13 protein-coding genes and 2 tRNA genes are annotated in these 18808 nt (G+C 40.4%); 13 read left to right on the forward strand and 2 right to left on the reverse strand.

Annotated elements, in window-relative coordinates; all coding sequences use genetic code 11:
* Positions 1 to 531 precede the first annotated feature (531 nt).
* Positions 532 to 1254 carry a DUF4230 domain-containing protein gene (locus AC21OG_RS08530; RefSeq protein WP_487377631.1) on the forward strand — a complete coding sequence of 241 codons (723 nt, stop codon included), beginning with the start codon at positions 532 to 534 and terminating at the stop codon, positions 1252 to 1254.
* 76 nt (positions 1255 to 1330) lie between these two features.
* Here the strand turns inward: AC21OG_RS08530 and AC21OG_RS08535 are convergent, their stop codons facing one another.
* Complete coding sequence (locus AC21OG_RS08535) at positions 1331 to 2944, reverse strand: cryptochrome/photolyase family protein (protein WP_487377630.1); 1614 nt, start codon at positions 2942 to 2944, stop codon at positions 1331 to 1333.
* 110 nt (positions 2945 to 3054) lie between these two features.
* Between AC21OG_RS08535 and AC21OG_RS08540 the strand changes: the two genes are divergently transcribed.
* Positions 3055 to 3687 carry a phosphoribosylanthranilate isomerase gene (locus AC21OG_RS08540; RefSeq protein ID WP_487377629.1) on the forward strand — a complete coding sequence of 211 codons (633 nt, stop codon included), beginning with the start codon at positions 3055 to 3057 and terminating at the stop codon, positions 3685 to 3687.
* 307 nt (positions 3688 to 3994) lie between these two features.
* Here the strand turns inward: AC21OG_RS08540 and AC21OG_RS08545 are convergent, their stop codons facing one another.
* Entirely contained in the window at positions 3995 to 4198 is a 204-nt protein-coding gene (locus AC21OG_RS08545) for a hypothetical protein (protein WP_487377628.1), read from the reverse strand.
* A gap of 210 nt (positions 4199 to 4408) precedes the next feature.
* On the opposite strand from AC21OG_RS08545, the gene trpB reads away from it, so the two are divergent.
* From trpB to AC21OG_RS08600, 11 genes are all read left to right on the forward strand, one after another.
* Positions 4409 to 5656, forward strand: coding sequence for a tryptophan synthase subunit beta (trpB, locus tag AC21OG_RS08550; protein ID WP_487377627.1), 1248 nt, complete (start codon positions 4409 to 4411; stop codon positions 5654 to 5656).
* 228 nt (positions 5657 to 5884) lie between these two features.
* Positions 5885 to 6706, forward strand: a complete 822-nt coding sequence (gene trpA, locus AC21OG_RS08555) for a tryptophan synthase subunit alpha (RefSeq protein ID WP_487377626.1) — start codon at positions 5885 to 5887, stop codon at positions 6704 to 6706.
* Positions 6707 to 6820: 114 nt separating this feature from the next.
* Positions 6821 to 7726 (forward strand): acetyl-CoA carboxylase, carboxyltransferase subunit beta, encoded by a 906-nt coding sequence (gene accD, locus AC21OG_RS08560; protein ID WP_486547513.1) that lies wholly within the window; start codon positions 6821 to 6823, stop codon positions 7724 to 7726.
* A gap of 46 nt (positions 7727 to 7772) precedes the next feature.
* Complete coding sequence (locus tag AC21OG_RS08565) at positions 7773 to 9140, forward strand: bifunctional folylpolyglutamate synthase/dihydrofolate synthase (protein ID WP_486547388.1); 1368 nt, start codon at positions 7773 to 7775, stop codon at positions 9138 to 9140.
* Between the two features lie 414 nt (positions 9141 to 9554).
* On the forward strand, positions 9555 to 11489 hold the full coding sequence (locus AC21OG_RS08570) for a TolC family protein (protein WP_491185033.1): 1935 nt from the start codon (positions 9555 to 9557) through the stop codon (positions 11487 to 11489).
* A gap of 222 nt (positions 11490 to 11711) precedes the next feature.
* Positions 11712 to 14348 (forward strand): type I secretion system permease/ATPase, encoded by a 2637-nt coding sequence (locus tag AC21OG_RS08575; RefSeq protein WP_487377624.1) that lies wholly within the window; start codon positions 11712 to 11714, stop codon positions 14346 to 14348.
* Between the two features lie 2 nt (positions 14349 to 14350).
* A complete protein-coding gene (locus AC21OG_RS08580; protein WP_486547385.1) occupies positions 14351 to 15520 on the forward strand; it encodes a beta-barrel domain-containing protein in 1170 nt (389 codons plus the stop codon).
* 228 nt (positions 15521 to 15748) lie between these two features.
* Positions 15749 to 15824, forward strand: a tRNA-Val gene (locus AC21OG_RS08585).
* A gap of 52 nt (positions 15825 to 15876) precedes the next feature.
* Positions 15877 to 15953, forward strand: a tRNA-Asp gene (locus AC21OG_RS08590).
* A gap of 722 nt (positions 15954 to 16675) precedes the next feature.
* The gene (locus tag AC21OG_RS08595; protein WP_487377623.1) at positions 16676 to 17158 is read left to right on the forward strand and encodes a DUF305 domain-containing protein; all 483 of its coding nucleotides are present in this window, start codon (positions 16676 to 16678) and stop codon (positions 17156 to 17158) included.
* A gap of 534 nt (positions 17159 to 17692) precedes the next feature.
* Complete coding sequence (locus tag AC21OG_RS08600) at positions 17693 to 18721, forward strand: OmpA family protein (protein WP_487377622.1); 1029 nt, start codon at positions 17693 to 17695, stop codon at positions 18719 to 18721.
* Positions 18722 to 18808: the final 87 nt, after the last annotated feature.

Raw genomic sequence — 18808 nt, forward strand, 5'->3', positions numbered from 1 at the left:
CAACTTTACTCAATGTGTAATTTAAAAAGGGTGAAACAAAAGAATTAAATAAAACAGTTAAACAAAAGAATAGGGCGTGTGGAACATTCGCAAATTAGCACTGATAATATACTGACCTTGATGACCGTTAACCCATTAAAAAATTCATCTTACGGTGTCACTCAAAATTAGTCGCTATAACTTGCCTATGTTAGGTAAACTCGCGTGATGACGCAATCCTTTTTTTACCACTTTGTGAATTTAGTTCAAAATAACCTAAGATAGATAAGTTTAGGCGTCAGCGATACTTAAAATAAGCCTCTAAAATGACTCCTCAAATCTGTAACTTAAAATAGCAGACAAATATGAGCTTATTGACTATATTATAATAGTCAGTCAACCGTAAAAATGTGATAAAACAAGCACGCTTAATTAAGATTGACGTGTTTAAGCTTTAACGTTGTAAGCTAAGCAAGTTTAAGGCTTAAGAACTCAATACAGTGCTGCGTTTCCAAACCTAACAAACAATGACCACTTCAATGAAGACAAACTATGAATAATACGACTCAAAATAAGGCTCAAAGTAACGGTATATGGTTAAAACTTGTTTTGTTAATCACTCTCATTATCGTGAGTGTCATGCTTTGGCGGCAGTTTATTCAAGATAAAACGCCACAGATTCAAACCGTCAGTCGTGAGGGGGTTATTTCCAAAATTCAACAGCTGAATCGGCTAGAGACTGTCGCCTATAATGTCGATACGGTGATTACCAGTGAACAACAGGGTACATGGCAACGGCTATGGCAGGATGAGCAAAAAGGCTTGTTTATCGCACGGGGTCGAGTCGTAGCGGGCGTTGATTTAAGCGAGCTAAGTCCTGAGATGGTACAGGTTTCGGAGCCGACTGAAGAGCAGATTGAAGCGGCAAAAAATGAAGCGGCTATATCGGGTAATGACAATACACCGATTACTCTAATGCCAGATCTGATGATTACCTTACCGCCTGCTGAAATTTTTACCGTATATCTTGATGATGTTGAAGTATATGACTGGGAAGCAGGCGGCTTCTTTGGCATGGTAAAAGCAGAGCCAAAAATCTTAGCGCAAGCACAAGCCAGTGCCAAGCGAGAAGTGCTTAAGCGTGCCTGTGCTGATGGAGTGATGCAACAAGCGGAAACCAATGCCAAAACGCAAATGGAAAACCTTTTTGCGATGACTGGTGCCAAAGTCACGGTAACCACTCAGGGGGCAGGGGCTTGCCAGCCAACCGATTAAGCCAATTAAGAACTAAGCTTGATATGGTGACTATAACCTCATCCTTCACCCTCTAAATGCTTATTTTTTAAACGGTTCATTTTTTGAACTGTTCAAGCGCATAAAGGCGGGCTTGCTTATGTTCTACGATAGGTTGAGGGTAGTCGACATTGGCAAACTTGCCTTTACTGCTTAAGGCTTGTCTAAGTTTGGATTCATCATGCAGTATTGTGGGTGGCATGTCTCTGAGCTCTGGAAGCCAAGTTTTGATAAAAATAGCTTTTTCATCATGCGTCTTAGCTTGACTAAACGGATTCATAATTCGAAAATAAGGCGACGCATCAACCCCTGTAGAGGCACTCCATTGCCAACCCCCATTATTTGACGCAAAATCACCGTCAATTAAACGTTGCATAAAGTAGCTTTCACCCAGTCGCCAATCAATTAACAAATCTTTGGTCAAAAACATCGCTGTCACCATGCGTAGTCTATTGTGCATAAAGCCAGTCGCATTAAGGCATCGCATTGCGGCATCTACTATGGGTACACCCGTTCTGCCCTCACACCATTTTTTGAAGTTATCACTATCATAAGACCACTCAACTTTTTTATCTGTAACTATTTTATAAGCGCTACCTTTTACGATGTCGGGGCGATAGCTGATGACATGACGATAGAAATCACGCCAAGCCAGCTCACTAATCCAGCGTTCGATATCGGTCTGGGAAGTTTCTGATTCTCCCTTTGAATCTGCTTGGTTGAACGCATTGAGCAATTTATTCGCCTGTTGATAACACACTCGTGCGCTAATGCTACCGACGGTTAAATATGCTGACATTTGGCTGGTTGCCATTATTGCAGGCTTATCTCGAGCCGTATTGTAATTGCCAATATCTTCTTTGATGAACTCATTTAATCGCTTTTGTGCTTGGCTTTCGCCTGCCGGATAATCTTCATAAGTATTTTTAAGTAAAGCGTCAACAGTAGATGGTTTTATTCCATAATATAGCTTAAATAGCTCAATGGTTTGCTCATGGTGGTTATCAATGGTGTGTAATAGCGTCTGTAAAGGGTCATCGGCTAAAGATTTGGTTGTCTTACAAATAGGTTCGGGTACAGGATATACCTGAACAGGACTTGTCTCTAAAATAGACTGCCACTTTTTATAAAAAGGGGTGAAGACTTTGTACATAGTATCATTACCAGTCTTAATCGTGTTCGGCGGCAAGATACATTGGTCAGGGTAGCGGCTAAATTTTATGTTATGTTTATTAAGCAGCTTGTCTAATAGGCTGTCTCTTGCCTGTTCATTACTTTCATATTCGATATTAGCAAAGACATGGGTGATAGACTGCGCAATACAAAGCTCTTCAATAGCATTAACGCTATGTGTAAAACTATCTGAGTTTATAAGTTGTAAGGGTATGCCTAGCTTGTTAAACAAAGTTTTGGCGAGTTGCTTTAAGGTTCTAAAAATAAAGTCCATTTGCACCAATGACATATCATGTTCAAGCCATTGCTTAGGTGTGATCGTAAATGCGGCTAAAATTTGCGGTACTGATTCATTGATGTCATTGCTTGAGATTTGATTAACGTCATCAAATAACATAGTTAAAGCAGTATTATCATGAATACGTAGGTCACGGCGAAACCACATCAAATATTTTTTTGGTTTAATAATTGGTTCAATAGTAGGCACATAAGACGTCATAAATTAACCTTCAGCGAGTAATGCTAATAATGATTCAATATATGCTAGGATAAGCAGTATTTAGCTAACTGACTTTAGTAAAAATGTTGTTTTAAGGATTTTATAAAATTATGCAGGTCAAATTTTGTGGATTTACCCGCCTCGAGGATATAAAAAATGCGGTTATGCTTGGCGCAGATGCGTTAGGCTTTGTATTTTATCCGCCGAGTCCACGGGCCATTACCCCTGAGCATGCCAAAGAACTCATTAAGCATGTCCCTGCGTTTGTCAGCGTCGTCGCTTTGGTTGTCAATATGGGGGAGGAGGAGCTTGTTGAATTGGCGGCTACTGTGCCGTTTGATGTGATTCAGTTTCACGGTGATGAGACTGCAGAGGAGTGCCAGCAGCTTGCTGATACCGTCAATAAACGCTGGGTTAAAGCACTACGTATCAATAAAGACACCCAAGATTTAAATAGCATTCAACAACAAATCAACGACTATGCTCAGGCCGGTGCCAGTAGTATATTGCTAGATGCTTATCATAAAGACGCCTACGGTGGTACTGGCGAGCGCTTTGATTGGTCACTTATTCCAAAGGATTCAGAAGTGCCTATTATATTGGCCGGTGGATTAACCCCAGATAATGTCGGCGATACGATTGATTTACCTATTCAAGCGGTGGATGTCAGTGGTGGCATTGAATTGTCAAAAGGGATTAAGGATGCGGGCAAGATGCGGGCATTTATAAAGGCTGTAAAGTAGCTCATATAGCTAGACCTGAATGATAAGAGGTATCTAAAAATCCGTGGGTTACGCTCCGCTTCACCACACGCTACAACGATTGCTCATCAAAATACAGTTTTGAATTTTGCACATTTTGTAGCGTGGGTGCAATGACATGGAACCCACGGAAGGGTAAATTTTGCAGATTGACAGCTTTGAATATGAACTTTAAATGTATGAGCTTTATTATGATATCAGGGTGACAAAGTCTATTGCTTAGACTAATCATAAAGCTTTAAAAATAGTGCTAGACTTTTAAAATAATAACACTCAAACCACGATAGATTTAAAATAGAGTCATGATATGAACCGCTAGCCTTGACAGTAGCGGTATACTACTGGGTAGGGCGAGTGACGATGTCTTAGTCAGAGGCGGTATCGAGATAACAGGAACGCATCTGGCTTTAGTCATCGTCTCGCCCGAACCAGTCGATACAAGCGGATGGCGAGAATAGCTACTTGATTTTAAGACTTTAATAACCCTATCCATACAGATGACAGTGCATGCTTGATAAATCTTACTGAAAATCTTACTTATAAATTGCTTATTAAGTTATCAAATACAGTGCTAATTAGATAAGATAGTGATTAAATAACCAGACATCAAAACGTTTACTAAACCTAAATTTTTCTTTGCTAGATAACCCCTTATAATGACCTAAATCGAATAAAACAACATTTTAAAATAGAGTGATAAATTATGAATGATTTTAATACTGTACTACATAACGATGAAATAGACGACAGTGAAGACTTTAGACAATATCCTGATGCCAGTGGCCATTTTGGGATTCATGGTGGGCGATTTGTTTCTGAAACGTTGATGGCGGCGTTAGAAGAGCTGGAGACGCTATACTATCAAGTGAAGCAGGATCCCAAGTTTTGGGAAGAATATCACAATGATTTGGTCAACTATGTGGGTCGTCCGACGCCGTTGTATCATGCCAAACGACTCAGTGATGAGATTGGCGGGGCGCAGATTTATTTTAAACGTGAAGACTTAAATCATACGGGCGCGCATAAAGTTAACAACACCATTGGGCAGGCATTGCTGGCTAAAATGTCAGGTAAGAAGCGTATTATCGCAGAGACAGGTGCCGGTCAACATGGCGTGGCGACGGCGACTATTGCCGCACGTTTGGGCCTTGAATGTATTGTGTATATGGGCGCCGATGATGTAGAGCGCCAGAAGATGAACGTGTATCGTATGCGTCTGCTAGGGGCGAAAGTAGTGGCAGTGGAGTCAGGCTCACGTACCTTAAAAGATGCAATGAATGAGGCGATGCGGGATTGGGTCACTAACGTTGACACCACGTACTATATTATCGGTACTTGCGCCGGTCCGCATCCTTATCCACTGTTGGTACGAGATTTTCAAGCGATTATAGGCAAAGAGGCGCGTATTCAGCATTTAGAAAAAACAGGTAAACTGCCTGATGCTCTAGTAGCGTGTGTCGGTGGTGGCTCGAATGCAATTGGTCTGTTTTATGATTTTCTGAATGACAAAGATGTAAAAATATACGGTGTTGAAGCCACAGGTGATGGCTTAGATACCGATCGTCACTCTGCGCCATTGGCCAAAGGCCGAGTAGGGGTGCTTCATGGTAACCGTACTTATCTAATGGCGGATGATGAAGGGCAAATCCTTGAGACGCATTCTATCTCAGCAGGTCTAGACTATCCAGGTGTGGGTCCTGAACATAGCTTCTTAAAAGATATTAAGCGGGTCGAGTATGTTGGTTGTACCGATAAACAGGCGCTTGAAGGCTTCCATGAAGTAACGCGTAAAGAAGGCATAATTCCTGCGTTAGAATCGGCTCATGCGGTATATTATGGATTGCAACTTGCGAAAACCATGACCCCTGAGCAGACTATTATTGTTAATATGTCGGGACGTGGTGATAAAGATTTGCATTCGGTGATGAAGGCGGAAGGCATTGAGCTTTAAAGAAAGCTTAGTGCCTAACTCAAGGTTAACTGTTTAAGAGTGAATGAAATAACTTAATGGGAAACCTAGAACTTACATAGTGTTTTAAATCTGCGTGAGTTCTAATAATTCAAATCTTGAGTGGTTACTTTTAAAAGCTTATTTAGAAACTTAGATTTAGAAGCTTAGATTTAAAAACTTAGAATCCTGATACTTAATAAATAAATGATGACGAATTAAGAGACCTCTATGACCCGTATTGAAAACACTTTTAAAACGATAAAAGAACAAAATAAAAAGGCTTTAATTCCGTATGTGATGGCAGGTGATCCAAGCCCTAATGTGACCGTTGACTTACTGCATGATTTGGTTAAGCATGGCGCAGATATGATCGAGGTGGGTTTACCCTTCTCTGATCCTATGGCGGATGGCCCAACGGTTGCTTTAGCCGGCGAGCGTGCTTTAGCTGGTGGTACCAGTACCCATCAAGCCATCGGCATGGTAAAGCAGTTTCGTGAGCAAGATACCACGACACCGATTATCTTAATGGGTTATCTAAACCCGATTGAGATCATTGGTTATGATGAATTTATTCGTTTGTGCGAAGATGCGGGCGTAGATGGGGTGTTAGTTGTCGACTTGCCGCCTGCTGAGTCTGGTAACTTTGTAGAGCAATTGGCTGAGCACAATATGAATAAGATTTTCCTATTGTCACCAACCACGTTGCCAGAGCGTCGTCAACAAGTAATGACCTATTGTGGTGGCTACATTTATTACGTATCATTAAAGGGTGTCACTGGTGCGGCAAGTTTGGATACGGCAGCCGTCAGTGAGCAGGTGCAAGCCATTAAACAAGAAACAGACATACCAGTATGTGTGGGCTTTGGTATTCGTGATGGCAAATCAGCAGCGGCTATCGGTCAGTATGCTGATGGAGTTATCGTTGGGAGTGAGCTGGTAAAACACTTTGCTGGCCTTGATAATCAGTCAAGTGCTGAGGAGATCACCCGTGCTCAAGCAAACATTATGGATAAAATGGATGAATTACGTCAGGCATTGGATGCCTTATAAAGGCTAATCTGTTTTATAGTTATTGTGCATTAAAATCCTTTATAAATAGACAAGTCTATGACCAAAGTAAACAGTACCCCAAAAAATAAGCCAAATGATACTGAGTCGGAGTCAATGTCAGTATGTGAGTCTAAAACGGAAGCTGCCATTGCTAAGCTTGATCAACACAGTAGCACATGGCTGTCTCGACCAGTGCCACGCGTTAAGCGTCATAGCCTTCCACAACTAACCGCAGTTGAAACGGAGCCATCAACACAGTGTCCCCAGTGTCATTCGATGACCACCAATACGGCATTAATTTTTAACTCGTATGTTTGTCCACAATGTGATTACCATTTGGCGATGACCGCCCGTGATCGGCTGACTGGATTTTTAGATCAGGTGGATGCGGAGTTGGGTCAAGAGTTTACGACTGGAGATCCCTTGTCGTTTGTTGATAGTAAGCCTTATACCCAGCGCATGGATCAAATGCAGGAAAAAACAGGTGAATCTGAGGCGCTAATCGTATTTAAAGGCAAATTGCATGGCTTGGATGTGGTGGCATGTGCCTTTGACTTTCGTTTCATGGGTGGCTCGATGGGTTCAGTCGTGGGTGATCGCTTTGTGCAAGCGGCTGAAACGGCGCTAGCCAATAAGAGCCCTCTCATTTGTTTTGCCGCCTCTGGTGGAGCTCGGATGCAAGAAGGATTGTTATCCTTAATGCAGATGGCTCGGACTGGTGCTGCTATTGAGCGTCTGCGTCTTGCCGGCATTCCCTATATTGTGGTATTGACCAATCCTGTCTATGGTGGTGTGACGGCATCACTGGCAATGCTAGGTGATATCCATTTGGCCGAGCCTAAAGCGATGATTGGCTTTGCAGGTAAGCGTGTCATCGAACAAACGGTACGTGAGACCTTAGAAGAACCGTTCCAGCGTGCTGAGTATTTGCTTGAGCACGGTGTGATTGATCAGGTTGTGCATCGTCATCAGCTTAATGATACGGTGTATCGATTATTAGCGAAGCTGATGCGCGTGTAAATGCTCAGTGTCTTAATTTTAAGTATAGTTTTAGTAGCGAGATTAAATGACTGTGACTGTCTCTAATACCCCCTCTAGTCTTGATACCCCCACTCAATCCAGTTCGTTATCGGACTGGATTTATTATATGCAGCAGATACATGTCACTGCTATCGATATGGGACTGTCACGGGTTATTCCAGTGGCTGAACATCTAGGTTTGATTGAGTCTGCAAAAGATGATGCCTATGTCTTTACGGTGGCAGGCACTAATGGCAAAGGCTCTACCACTGCTGTGATCAGTGCTGCTTGTCAACAAGCGGGCTATAAAACGGCACTATACCAGTCCCCGCATCTGATTGATTTTAATGAAAGAGTGCGCATTAACGGACAACCCGTGGGTGATCAAACGCTTATTGATGCCTTTGTAGAGGTAGAGCAGGCTCGCCTAAAATGCGAACTGACGCTGTCTTTTTTTGAGATGACAACACTGGCTGCCATGTTGATTTTTGCTCAGGCAGATTGTGATGTCTGGGTGTTAGAAGTCGGACTTGGGGGTCGTTTGGATGTGGTTAATATCATAGAACCCGATTTGGCGGTGATTACCAATGTGGGTATTGATCATATTGATTGGCTTGGCGATACTCGAGAAAAGATTGGCTTTGAGAAGGCGGGTATATTGCGTCAGGGTATTCCTCTAGTATACGGCGAGACCGACATGCCAGCTTCCGTACGTGAAAGAGTAAATGCACTAAATTGTACGTGCTATCAAATAGGCAAGGATTATGATTTCACTGAGCCATTAACGACTGAACCTGCTATTCAAAAAGAGCAGTCGTCAAATGCCGTTTGGCAGTTTAGTAGTGCCCGTGTCACTTTGCAGTTGCCAAAACCTAAGCTATCATTAGTCAATAGTGCCAATGCAGTGGCAGCCTTGCTAGCCAGCAATCTTAATATCTCCGCTGTTCACCTTCAAAAAGCATTGCAAAAAGTCACGCTGGCAGGACGTTTTGATGCCCGAGATATTTCAGGTCGACATTGGCTATTTGATGTGGCGCACAATGAGCAGGGGATGCGCTTTTTATTAAGTCAGTTTATCCCATTTTGGCAGACTCATCAGGCTAACTATCCGAAGGGTAAGTTGCATATTGTATTTTCGATGTTAGCAGATAAGGATATTGGCGAGGTGGTAGACTTATTAGTTGAGGCTAAGTTGCCGATCCAAACCTGGCATATCGCTGAAATAGACCATCCTAGAGCCGCTAGTATTGAGCAGCTAACGAAGGTATTAAACCAGCATCCGCAGGCTCAGATACTCAGTTATCCGTCACTTGCTAAGGCAAAAAATGCCGTCATTGATGCCACAGAGGTAGATGATTTAATCTTAGTATGTGGATCATTTCATACGATAGGTGAAGTGTTGGTATCGGTTTAAGTTTTTATACATAGTATGATATGTTTTAGTTTAGTTTGATTAGCTGTTATGAAAAAGCATGACTTTCTTCATTACTCTTAAAGTTTATCAAGCTTAAACGTGCGATTCCAGCTTATAGGGTAGTCATAAACTTACCGTCATATACAGTCTTTAAAATAATGAAAGACTTAAAATTTTTAGAATTAAGTGATAATTAATACTTTTATGGAACATTAGTTAAGCAAAAATTTAACTAACTATTTAAATTATTTTATGATATAAAACAAGAATTAAGTATTTTTTGAAAGTAAATTCAAATAAAATGTAGTAGTATTGCAACCTAAACTATTTAGGCGTTGCGTTTTTCAATACTCATTTTTGCTACAATAGTGCCATTGGCATCGATTCACTCTTAGACTAATAAGTTAACACATTATGATGTTTAGCCCATATAAATATAAAAACAAACTGCTAATGGCCATCCTGTTGATAACAGGGGGAAGCCTACCCAGCTACGCTGCTTCAGTCACCACTGATTCAGAAATTAATGAACTGATTTCAAGAGCTATTGAAACTCATCCTTTAGTAGGATCAGCAAGAGCAGAACAACAGGCAACGACAGAGGGAATCAGGGCTGCAAAGTTGAATTTACTTCCTACCCCAAGTGCCTCAACCAGTTACAACAGTAGTAATAATATCGTATCTGAGATTGGTATTCGTCAGCCGCTATGGACGGGTGGGCGACTTACCGCTAATGTAAACCAAGCTATTTTTGATGATAAAGCGGCGGTCGAAAATATATATGCGCAACAAAATGAGGTGGCTAAAACCACTATTGAGGCATGGCAGACTTATGTTAATGCGGTAGCTCAGCAACGGGTCTATCTTGATAATCTGCAACAGTTAGCAAAATTTGAAGCGATGATGAATCGCCGAGTGAAACAAGGTGTATCAGCTCGTATTGACCTTGAGCTAGTTGCTAACCGTATCCTTCAAGAAACCAATGCTTTTGAAGCTGCTCAAGAGCAGCAATACATTGCAGAAGCACGTCTTCAACAAATTACCGGACGACCCCTGCCTCGTGGCAGCGAGCATAATATACCCCAGTTAAGTGTCCTTGTGGAACAAGCCAAAAGAGCATCGATTGGCTTTGAGAGGATGGCTTTTGATAATGCCAGTTTTTATAATCCTTCTGTTGTAAAAGAGCTATTCCAAATTGAGTCTGCAAAGCAAGAAGTGAAAGCGCAAAGTGCGTCACAATATCCCACTGTCTTTGCAGAATATACACATACGTATGATCATGATACCAAAGAAGTTGATGGTAGATTTTACGTTGGATTAAACTACCAGCCTGGAGCCGGTTTTTCAAACCTTGCACTGACCCGAGCATCTGAAGCCCGTGTTAACAGTTTAATTCAAAATAAAGAAGCCGCACAGCGTAGTGTCATGGAGAATATCCAAGTTCAATATCAACAGTTTGCCAGTGCAAAAAGTCGTGAAGTATCCTTGGTATCCGCTGTGGCAGGGGCGCAAATTGTCTTAGACTCCTATCAACGTCAGTTTAAAGCGGGTCGTAAGTCTTGGCTTGAAGTACTCAATGCAGTACGCGAATTAAGTGATTATCAAATACGTTTGGTGCAAACACGCTCTGAAATCCTTGGCTCATTCTATAAGCTGCAAGTCGACTTTAGTTTAATGCCTTGGCAAACGTTTGCACAAAACCGTCAGCCCGTCAAAATGTTTAATGCGCTTGATCCTGTGAAAGAATGGGTAAATAACCAGCAGAACTCTGTTAATAGCCGTCAGTTTGGATATGGTCAAAAAAATGGGACAAATTCGAACCCTAATTTAGTCCCTAATAGCTTGTATAACGAGGCTGATGAAAGTTCGGAAGATGAATATATCCATATATCACTTCCTTCTTCTATCGAACAAAAGCTTGATAATGGCGAGTTCGTTATGCTTGATGAAAATGGACGACCCATTGTCAATACAGTCAATACGGATGTATCAGAAACTGATGTGGTTGTTGTTAACGCAAACCCAACTACTGAAGAAAACCTAGTAAATAAAAGTTTAGAACCTGATACTATTCAAATGGATACTGTTCAAATGGATACTGTTCAAATGGATACTGTTCAAATGGATACTGTTCAAATGGATACTGTTCAAATGGATAATAATCAAGCAGACACTGTTCAAATTTACACTAATAAAAATATCCTTGATACAACAGACTCATCCCTTGAAACGACATCATCAAATCCTTCAGAAGATAACGTTAATTTAAAGAATTTTATGACTCAAATACCTCTATCGCGCAATTCTGTTGATAAGGTACTGGTTAATGATTCAAAACCTAAAGATTAATACCTTACCTTCAGGACATGAATACTTAGTTAGATACTATATAGTTAGATCTATAAAAGATTATTTTAATTAAAGACAAAGCATGCCAATTTAATGTTTACTTTAAAAAAAATATTTTTTTTAAAGTAAAAGCACCATTAGTTTTGAAGGAATAATCTTTTAAATAACATTCAAAATACTATTATCCAATGGATAAGAAATTATTTTAAATAAGCGGGAAATATGAGCAAAAATCAAAACCCATCTGGTAACTCAACTATAGATACTGTAGGGTCGCAGGGTGACTTGATGACAAGCACCGAAGAATTAAACACCGCACGCTCGTTAGCGGATGCTTTAAGACATATTTTAAGTCAACAGGGATACCCTATTGATACGATACGTTTGCAAGATGTGGTCAGAAAACATGACAATCAAAAAGCTATCGAGCAAGGCCGTGGTATCGATACACTTGGTGGAGTAATCAGTGTCCTTGTTGGTTTGGGCGTCTCAGAAACACCTGAAATATTAGAGCAACCAGATGCCGCGTTTTTACCCTTACTGGCCTATCATATACGACATGGGTGGGGGGTTATTGACGGTCAAACACCTCAAGGAACGTGGAGTTTCCGTCAGGACTCACAGACTAGCTATGTACCATTAGATGAACTAAAAATTATTTTGCGTTTACGCTTAACTGAAGATCATATCAAAAAGCGTAATTCAAGCTTTACAGATATTCTAAAAAAAGAGCTGTTCAGCTATAAAGGTGTGGTATTTGAAGCGGTCGTCGCCTCATTCTTGATTAACTTCTTAGCATTAGCAGTATCGCTATTTTCATTGCAAGTTTATGATCGTGTTATTCCCACTCGTGGTGTAAGCACCCTCATCATTCTCGCCAGTGGTGTGGCATTATTCATACTATTCGAAGCATTTATGAAATTTGCGCGATCGAAAATTATGGATAAAGTGGTGGTTGGTCTCGATCAGCATTTATCTCGCGAAGTCTTTCAACGCTTGCTAAGAGTGCGTATTGATCAAATGCCTGGCTCAGTAGGGTCGATGGCAGCCCAATTAAGAGGCTATGAGCAAGTTCGTAGCTTCTTTACGGCGGGTACGTTGTTTGCGTTGGTCGATTTACCCATGACCATTATCTTTTTGTCTTTAATTGCTTATATCGGTGCACCAATTATTGCATTAGTACCTATTATTGCCTCAATCATTGCATTGTCTATGGGGCTGTTTGCCCGTAAACGTATTGATGCGATTGCGGCTGAAGGTGCCTCTGCTTCTTACTATAAGACAGGTTTATTAGTTGAATCTGTAGAAGGCATTGAAACCATCAAAGCAGGCGCTGGTAGTTGGAAGTTTTTATCGCGTTGGCTAGATGTCATGAACATTACTATTAAGAACGATCTTAATATGAAGCATGCGAATGACTATCTAAGCTACTTTACTCAAATGCTACAACAAGTCAGTTATGTGGGTATTGTTATCACTGGGGCATTTGTGGTGATGAGCGGTGATATGACCATGGGTGGATTGATTGCCTGTTCTATCCTTGGTGGACGCGTCCTTGCACCAGTAATGTCAATACCTAACTTATTGGTTCAGTTCTCTCATGCTAAAGCAGCTAAAAGCATGATTGAAGCCATTTTTGCGTTAGAGCAAGATAATCATGGCGTAAACTACCCCTTATCACCTACGAAGATTAGAGGTCATTACCAGTGTGATAATCTCGTATTCAATTATGTGGGCAATGATCGTCCTGCGGTAACCGTTAAAAAGTTAGTAATCAAACCAGGTGAGCGTATTGCTATCTTAGGTCCTATTGGTTCTGGTAAATCGACATTACTCAAATTGTTATCAGGTTTATATGCGCCCACTTCAGGTAGACTTTTGTTGGATGGGTTAGATATTCAACAAATTAGCCGTGAAGCGCTAAGTGATCAAGTAGGCTATTTGCAACAAGACCATCGATTATTCCAAGGCACATTGCGTGAAAATTTATTGATTGGTATGCCGGCACCTAAAGATGATGTCTTACATGAGGCAATGCAAAAAACAGGCTTAATAAATCTAGTAGCGAACCATTCAAGCGGTCTTGACTTACCCATTAGTGAAGGGGGACGTGGACTGTCAGGGGGGCAAAAGCAATTGGTTGCATTTACCCGCTTATTATTGACAAAACCATCAGTCATGTTGATTGATGAGCCTACTGCATCGATGGATAATCGACAAGAACAACGCTGTTTGCAAGTGCTTAAACAAGAGTTACAGCATGGTCAAACACTGGTAGTGTCCACTCATAAAACGGCACTACTTGATTTGGTAGATCGTATTATTATTATGGACAAGCACCAGATTATTATGGATGGTGCGAAAGAAGAAGTACTAAAACAGCTTATGCAAAATGAGCAGGCTAAACGACAAGGCAGTACCAATAAACTCACTCAGCAGTCTGAACAAAGACCTGCTATTGACGCTAAACCTAATACGCCAAATGAGCCTAGTCATCCTAATCAACCTAATCAACCGAGTGATAGTAACCCGAATAGCTCTCAGCCTAGCACTACTGACAGTAGAGGCACCCCACAAACGAAAAGCGGGAGTCAGACTAATATAACGGCTAAGTCTACGGAGAGCTCATCTCCTAAGACAAAAATTACCATAAAACCGACTTCTGAGAACACTGTGACCGATAGACCGGTTGTCAATCAGGAGAGGGAAGATGTTAAGCCTAACAATACCACGGCAAATAAAGGCAATGTTGAAGCAGTCACTAATGTTGAGATTGTCAGTGCAGAGGATAAAAAAGCTCCCAAAGCAAAAGCTAAGCCCAAAACGATTATTATTAACCCAAAATCTGAAGAGAAGTAGGCATGTCTGATTATAAATATATTCCCACACAGCCAAAAGTTGGCCGTGCTCGCCTCACTATCTGGATTGCCGTTGCAGGTATTATCATACTATTGGTGTGGGCTTCATTCGCAAAAATTGACCAAGTAACTCGAGCGAAAGCAACTGTTATCGCGAGTGATCGCACTCAACAAATTCAAGCTTCAGAAGGTGGTGTATTAACAGATATACTTGTCTCTGAAGGGGATGATGTTAAGAAGGGTCAGCTTTTAGTTATCTTAGAAGAAGAAAGAGCGAAAGCTGCTTATGATAACTCAGCGACAAAAACAGCGGCATTACAAGCAAAATTAGCCCGTCTTAATGCTGAAATCTTTGATAGACCTCTTGTATTCCCAAAGAATGTCTTAAAATATCCAGAGTATGTGGAAAACCAAACACAGCTTTATAACCGTCGCCGCCAAGCCATTCAAGAAGAGGTGTCCTCTCTTGAAGATATGCTAGTTTTGGCGAATAAAGAGCTTAGTATGAATGAGCCTTTATTAGCATATGGTGATGTCAGTCAGGCCGATGTTATTAAATTACGCCGTCAAGTCGCTGATATTGAGGCCCAAATAAACAACAAGCGTAATAAGTATTTTGAGGAAGCGCAAGCTGAAATGACCAAGGCTCAAGAAGAGCTTGATAGTGAGCTTGAACAGCTTCGCGACCGCACTCAAGTCTTGGATGAGAAGCGCTTATTATCGCCTCAAGATGGTAAAGTTAATAGCATTAATATTACCACCATTGGAGGGGTTGTTAAGCCTGGTGAAGTCATTATGGAGTTACTACCTACCAGCAGTGATCTGATTGTAGAAGCCAAGGTCAGCCCTGCTGATATTGCTTATGTTAAAGAAGGACAAGCCGCTTCTGTAAAATTAGATGCTTATGACTTCTCTATATTTGGCGCTATGCATGGTACAGTCACTTATATCAGTCCTGATACCTTAATTGAGACAACGCCAAAAGGGGAAGAGCCTTATTATCGGGTGTTAATTAAGATTGGTGAGGCAGAGTTTGCTGATCGTGGAGAAGAAATTATCATTAAGCCTGGTATGACAGCCAGTGTCGATATCAAAGCGATGGAGCGTACCGTGTTATCCTACTTGACCAAACCAATTACTAAGACTCTATCTGAGGGCCTAGGAGAGCGCTAATAGTATTAGTGCCCTTCGCTAGGTAGGTCTATGTAATGTTATTGGATACGGTATTTAATCAGTTGTCACATCTTTGGCAACTGACTTAGTTTTAGGTAACAAGTAGGGGGAGTAAGCTATAGATATCATCTAAATGAATAAATTGAACAAATATCTCATTTATTTGAAAAAAAGGTTTGACACACCAATGAAAATCTATATAATACACACCCACAGAGCAAGACCTAAGGGTGATTAGCTCAGTTGGTAGAGCGTCTGCCTTACACGCAGAATGTCGGCAGTTCGAGCCTGTCATCACCCACCACTATATAGCGATGGTTTCAACACCAAGTGGATAAATAAGCTAGACGACCTTAGCAGCGGTAGTTCAGTTGGTTAGAATACCGGCCTGTCACGCCGGGGGTCGCGGGTTCGAGTCCCGTCCGCTGCGCCATATTTTAAAACTTAAGTTACCTTTTAAGTAAGTACAAAAGTTTTAACCCTAAGTATTAAGTTACTTAGGGTTTTTTTTATGCCTGTGTGTTTTATTAAAAATTGTTTTAGGTTAGGGTTTGATTTTGGGTTTAAGTTTTCAGCAAGTTTAAACAGGGCTTTCAGCCCAGCATCTGTATATTCTAAAAACAATCCTAGCCAAATAGCTTATTACTATCTCCGAGATGACGAAGAAGTGTTAAACTAAATTATCCTATCTAATAAACTTTTGTAAACGCACCTCGTGTGGTCCTAACAAGCGGTTTAGCCTCGATTGCAGCGGTATACTGACGCAGACAATGGCGTAGTGAGCTTTGGCTGGCAGTGGTCGCTCGAATGTTGGAACACTGTCAGTCAATATAGCTCGCACGCCATTGATCAGTCAGATACAAGTGCAAAGCGAGAATGGCTACAAACTATGTATCGAATACACTGTACTTTTTGATAGGGAGTCATCTGGGCCGTTAAGAAATGGAGTATGATAATCAATTGACACCTTATCAGGTCTATAAATTGAACAACAATAGGTTGTTTGCAGTCCTTAGGAGTATCGATACCCCTAAGCAACAGAACTAATTTTTTTAGTCTTTAAGTTGTTTATAATGAGACCTAAGCTCGTATATTTGCTTGGGTCTTTTTAGTTCTTATCTATATAAAAAATCAAACAAGTTAAAGGAGTCCTTTATGCAGACATCAGCTCATCACAATGCTCATCACCAAGGCATGAACCCTTATCTAAAATTCACACTGATGATACTTACCTCGACAATCGTGATGTATATCATGATGTACTTTAATACCTATGAATGGGATCATGTTTACTTTAGTGAAACTAGAGCCTACATGGCACTGTATATGGGTGCTGCAATGGCAATCATCATGCTGGCGTTTATGGGGAATATGTACAAAAAGACCAAATTAAATTTGGCTATCTATGGCATTAGTATCGTGCTATTTGCAATAGGACTTTGGGGAGTGCGTTCGCAAGCGACTGTCAATCAGGTGGATTGGATGAAGGCGATGATTCCGCATCATTCAATTGCTATATTGACCAGTAACCGAGCAGATATCGAAGACCCTAGAGTACAAGAGTTAGCAGATGGTATTATTGAAACTCAAAAGCGTGAGATTAAACAGATGCAACAGCTTATAGAGGAGCTTGAGTAACAGAAACTTACGTCATGAAAATTAGGTCGAGACTTTCGACTTAAAATTTAATCTTAATTCAAACCCAAACACTCATAGTTTGGGTTTTTTTTGGAAGCGAGTAATTCTGTGGAAAGTTATTTTATACAGGCCCTAAGGTAGAAAGCTATTTTATTTAATCTTAGTAGGAAAATATTTGGGGGAAAAATCTGTAAAAATTATAGTTTATAGTTGCTGATTTATTGCTAGTTGTAAGCTTAAGTGTCTTATTATTAACCTGCTGTAATTATGAGACTAATTTATTTAATTATCCTGTTCAGTAGGATTAAATGATTGAAATTACATTTAAAATAAGTATTATAGTAAGTATGGAAAAAACCCAACTTTAGTTTATTTCACTAATCTGATTATTTAAATTAAACAATGTTTTTAAGTTAAAAAGCATTTATCAACTAAACCTCTATAGCTATAGCAATCCATGGATATGGGTTTACTATTATCATAAATTTGCTACTTCTAATTAAATAACCTCAAATAATAAAAGAGACAATAATAATGACTTTTAAACGACTTGCCTTACCGGCTTTTATAGCCCTCGCTTCTTTAAATGGTTGTCAAACTTTTTCACAAAACCCATCTCCTCAAGATTCTCCAGAAAATGCATCATCAGTAGAAAGTCAAAATGAAGTTGATTCTGGTACTCGGTCCGTTAATCAGGTTCATTGGGATAAGACAGGTGAACCATTTCAAATACCAAGTGTTAACCAACTGCAAGACAATCAAAGTCAAATCATCTTTTATAGACCCGTCACCCAATTTGATCAATCGACTGATTCTAATATTGATAAAGATTACCAAGATAGTGTCAATATAGGTATTAACAAGCGTTTTCATACAAGTTTGCAACCGGGTCAATTTTCGCATGTCATCGTTTGTAATGGTGAACAAATCTTAAGTACAGAGATTACCAACACCAAAACCAACTATTTAAATAATCCTATTTTTCGTACCTCGTTTGAACCCAAGCACACCTATTATTTTCAAGTCGATGTTAATCAAAACACGAATATGGCAACATTAACTGAAATGGATGAAAGTACTGCTGCCAACATTATTAAAAACTCGCCAGAACAAACCCATCAAATCAACCGCGTTATTGCTGACAACTGTCCAGATATACGCCCGCAGCCTCAACCAGAAGTCACTCCAGAACCTGCAGAGCCAATTGTAGTTGATAAACCTATTAAGCTAGATGTGCTCTTCGATTTCGATAGTGCCCGTATTAGAGATGGCTATCAACCGAAACTTCAAGCGGTTGCTGACTTTATGCAAAAATATCCTGACGTTCAAACAGAGCTTGAAGGTCACACCGATAGCTTAGGTGATGACAGCTATAACCAACAATTATCTCAAAGACGTGTTGATGCTGTTAAAAATGAGTTAGTAAATAGATATGGTATCGCCGCTGACCGAATCGATACTCGAGGTTATGGAGAAAGTCAACCAATCGACACCAATGACACAGAACAAGGAAGACAGAATAACCGCAGAGTTGTTGCCATTATCCATCATCAAAGTAACTAATTACGACTAACTTTATAACCAAACACTAATCAAACACACCCTAATCCAGACAACAACCTTCTTAAATTAATGAGTAAAGACGAAATT

The sequence above is a fragment of the Psychrobacter sp. CX5 genome (assembly GCF_057621535.2).

What these genes read in the sequence shown, in the direction of transcription:
- AC21OG_RS08580 (WP_486547385.1), top strand. Translation starts at nt 14,351, where the DNA reads ATGTCTGATTATAAATATATTCCCACACAGCCAAAAGTTGGCCGTGCT.
- AC21OG_RS08595 (WP_487377623.1), top strand. Translation starts at nt 16,676, where the DNA reads ATGCAGACATCAGCTCATCACAATGCTCATCACCAAGGCATGAACCCT.
- AC21OG_RS08540 (WP_487377629.1), top strand. Translation starts at nt 3,055, where the DNA reads ATGCAGGTCAAATTTTGTGGATTTACCCGCCTCGAGGATATAAAAAAT.
- AC21OG_RS08575 (WP_487377624.1), top strand. Translation starts at nt 11,712, where the DNA reads ATGAGCAAAAATCAAAACCCATCTGGTAACTCAACTATAGATACTGTA.
- AC21OG_RS08565 (WP_486547388.1), top strand. Translation starts at nt 7,773, where the DNA reads ATGACTGTGACTGTCTCTAATACCCCCTCTAGTCTTGATACCCCCACT.
- AC21OG_RS08570 (WP_491185033.1), top strand. Translation starts at nt 9,555, where the DNA reads ATGATGTTTAGCCCATATAAATATAAAAACAAACTGCTAATGGCCATC.
- trpB (WP_487377627.1), top strand. Translation starts at nt 4,409, where the DNA reads ATGAATGATTTTAATACTGTACTACATAACGATGAAATAGACGACAGT.
- AC21OG_RS08530 (WP_487377631.1), top strand. Translation starts at nt 532, where the DNA reads ATGAATAATACGACTCAAAATAAGGCTCAAAGTAACGGTATATGGTTA.
- AC21OG_RS08600 (WP_487377622.1), top strand. Translation starts at nt 17,693, where the DNA reads ATGACTTTTAAACGACTTGCCTTACCGGCTTTTATAGCCCTCGCTTCT.
- AC21OG_RS08545 (WP_487377628.1), bottom strand. Translation starts at nt 4,198, where the DNA reads ATGGATAGGGTTATTAAAGTCTTAAAATCAAGTAGCTATTCTCGCCAT.
- accD (WP_486547513.1), top strand. Translation starts at nt 6,821, where the DNA reads ATGTCAGTATGTGAGTCTAAAACGGAAGCTGCCATTGCTAAGCTTGAT.
- AC21OG_RS08535 (WP_487377630.1), bottom strand. Translation starts at nt 2,944, where the DNA reads ATGACGTCTTATGTGCCTACTATTGAACCAATTATTAAACCAAAAAAA.
- trpA (WP_487377626.1), top strand. Translation starts at nt 5,885, where the DNA reads ATGACCCGTATTGAAAACACTTTTAAAACGATAAAAGAACAAAATAAA.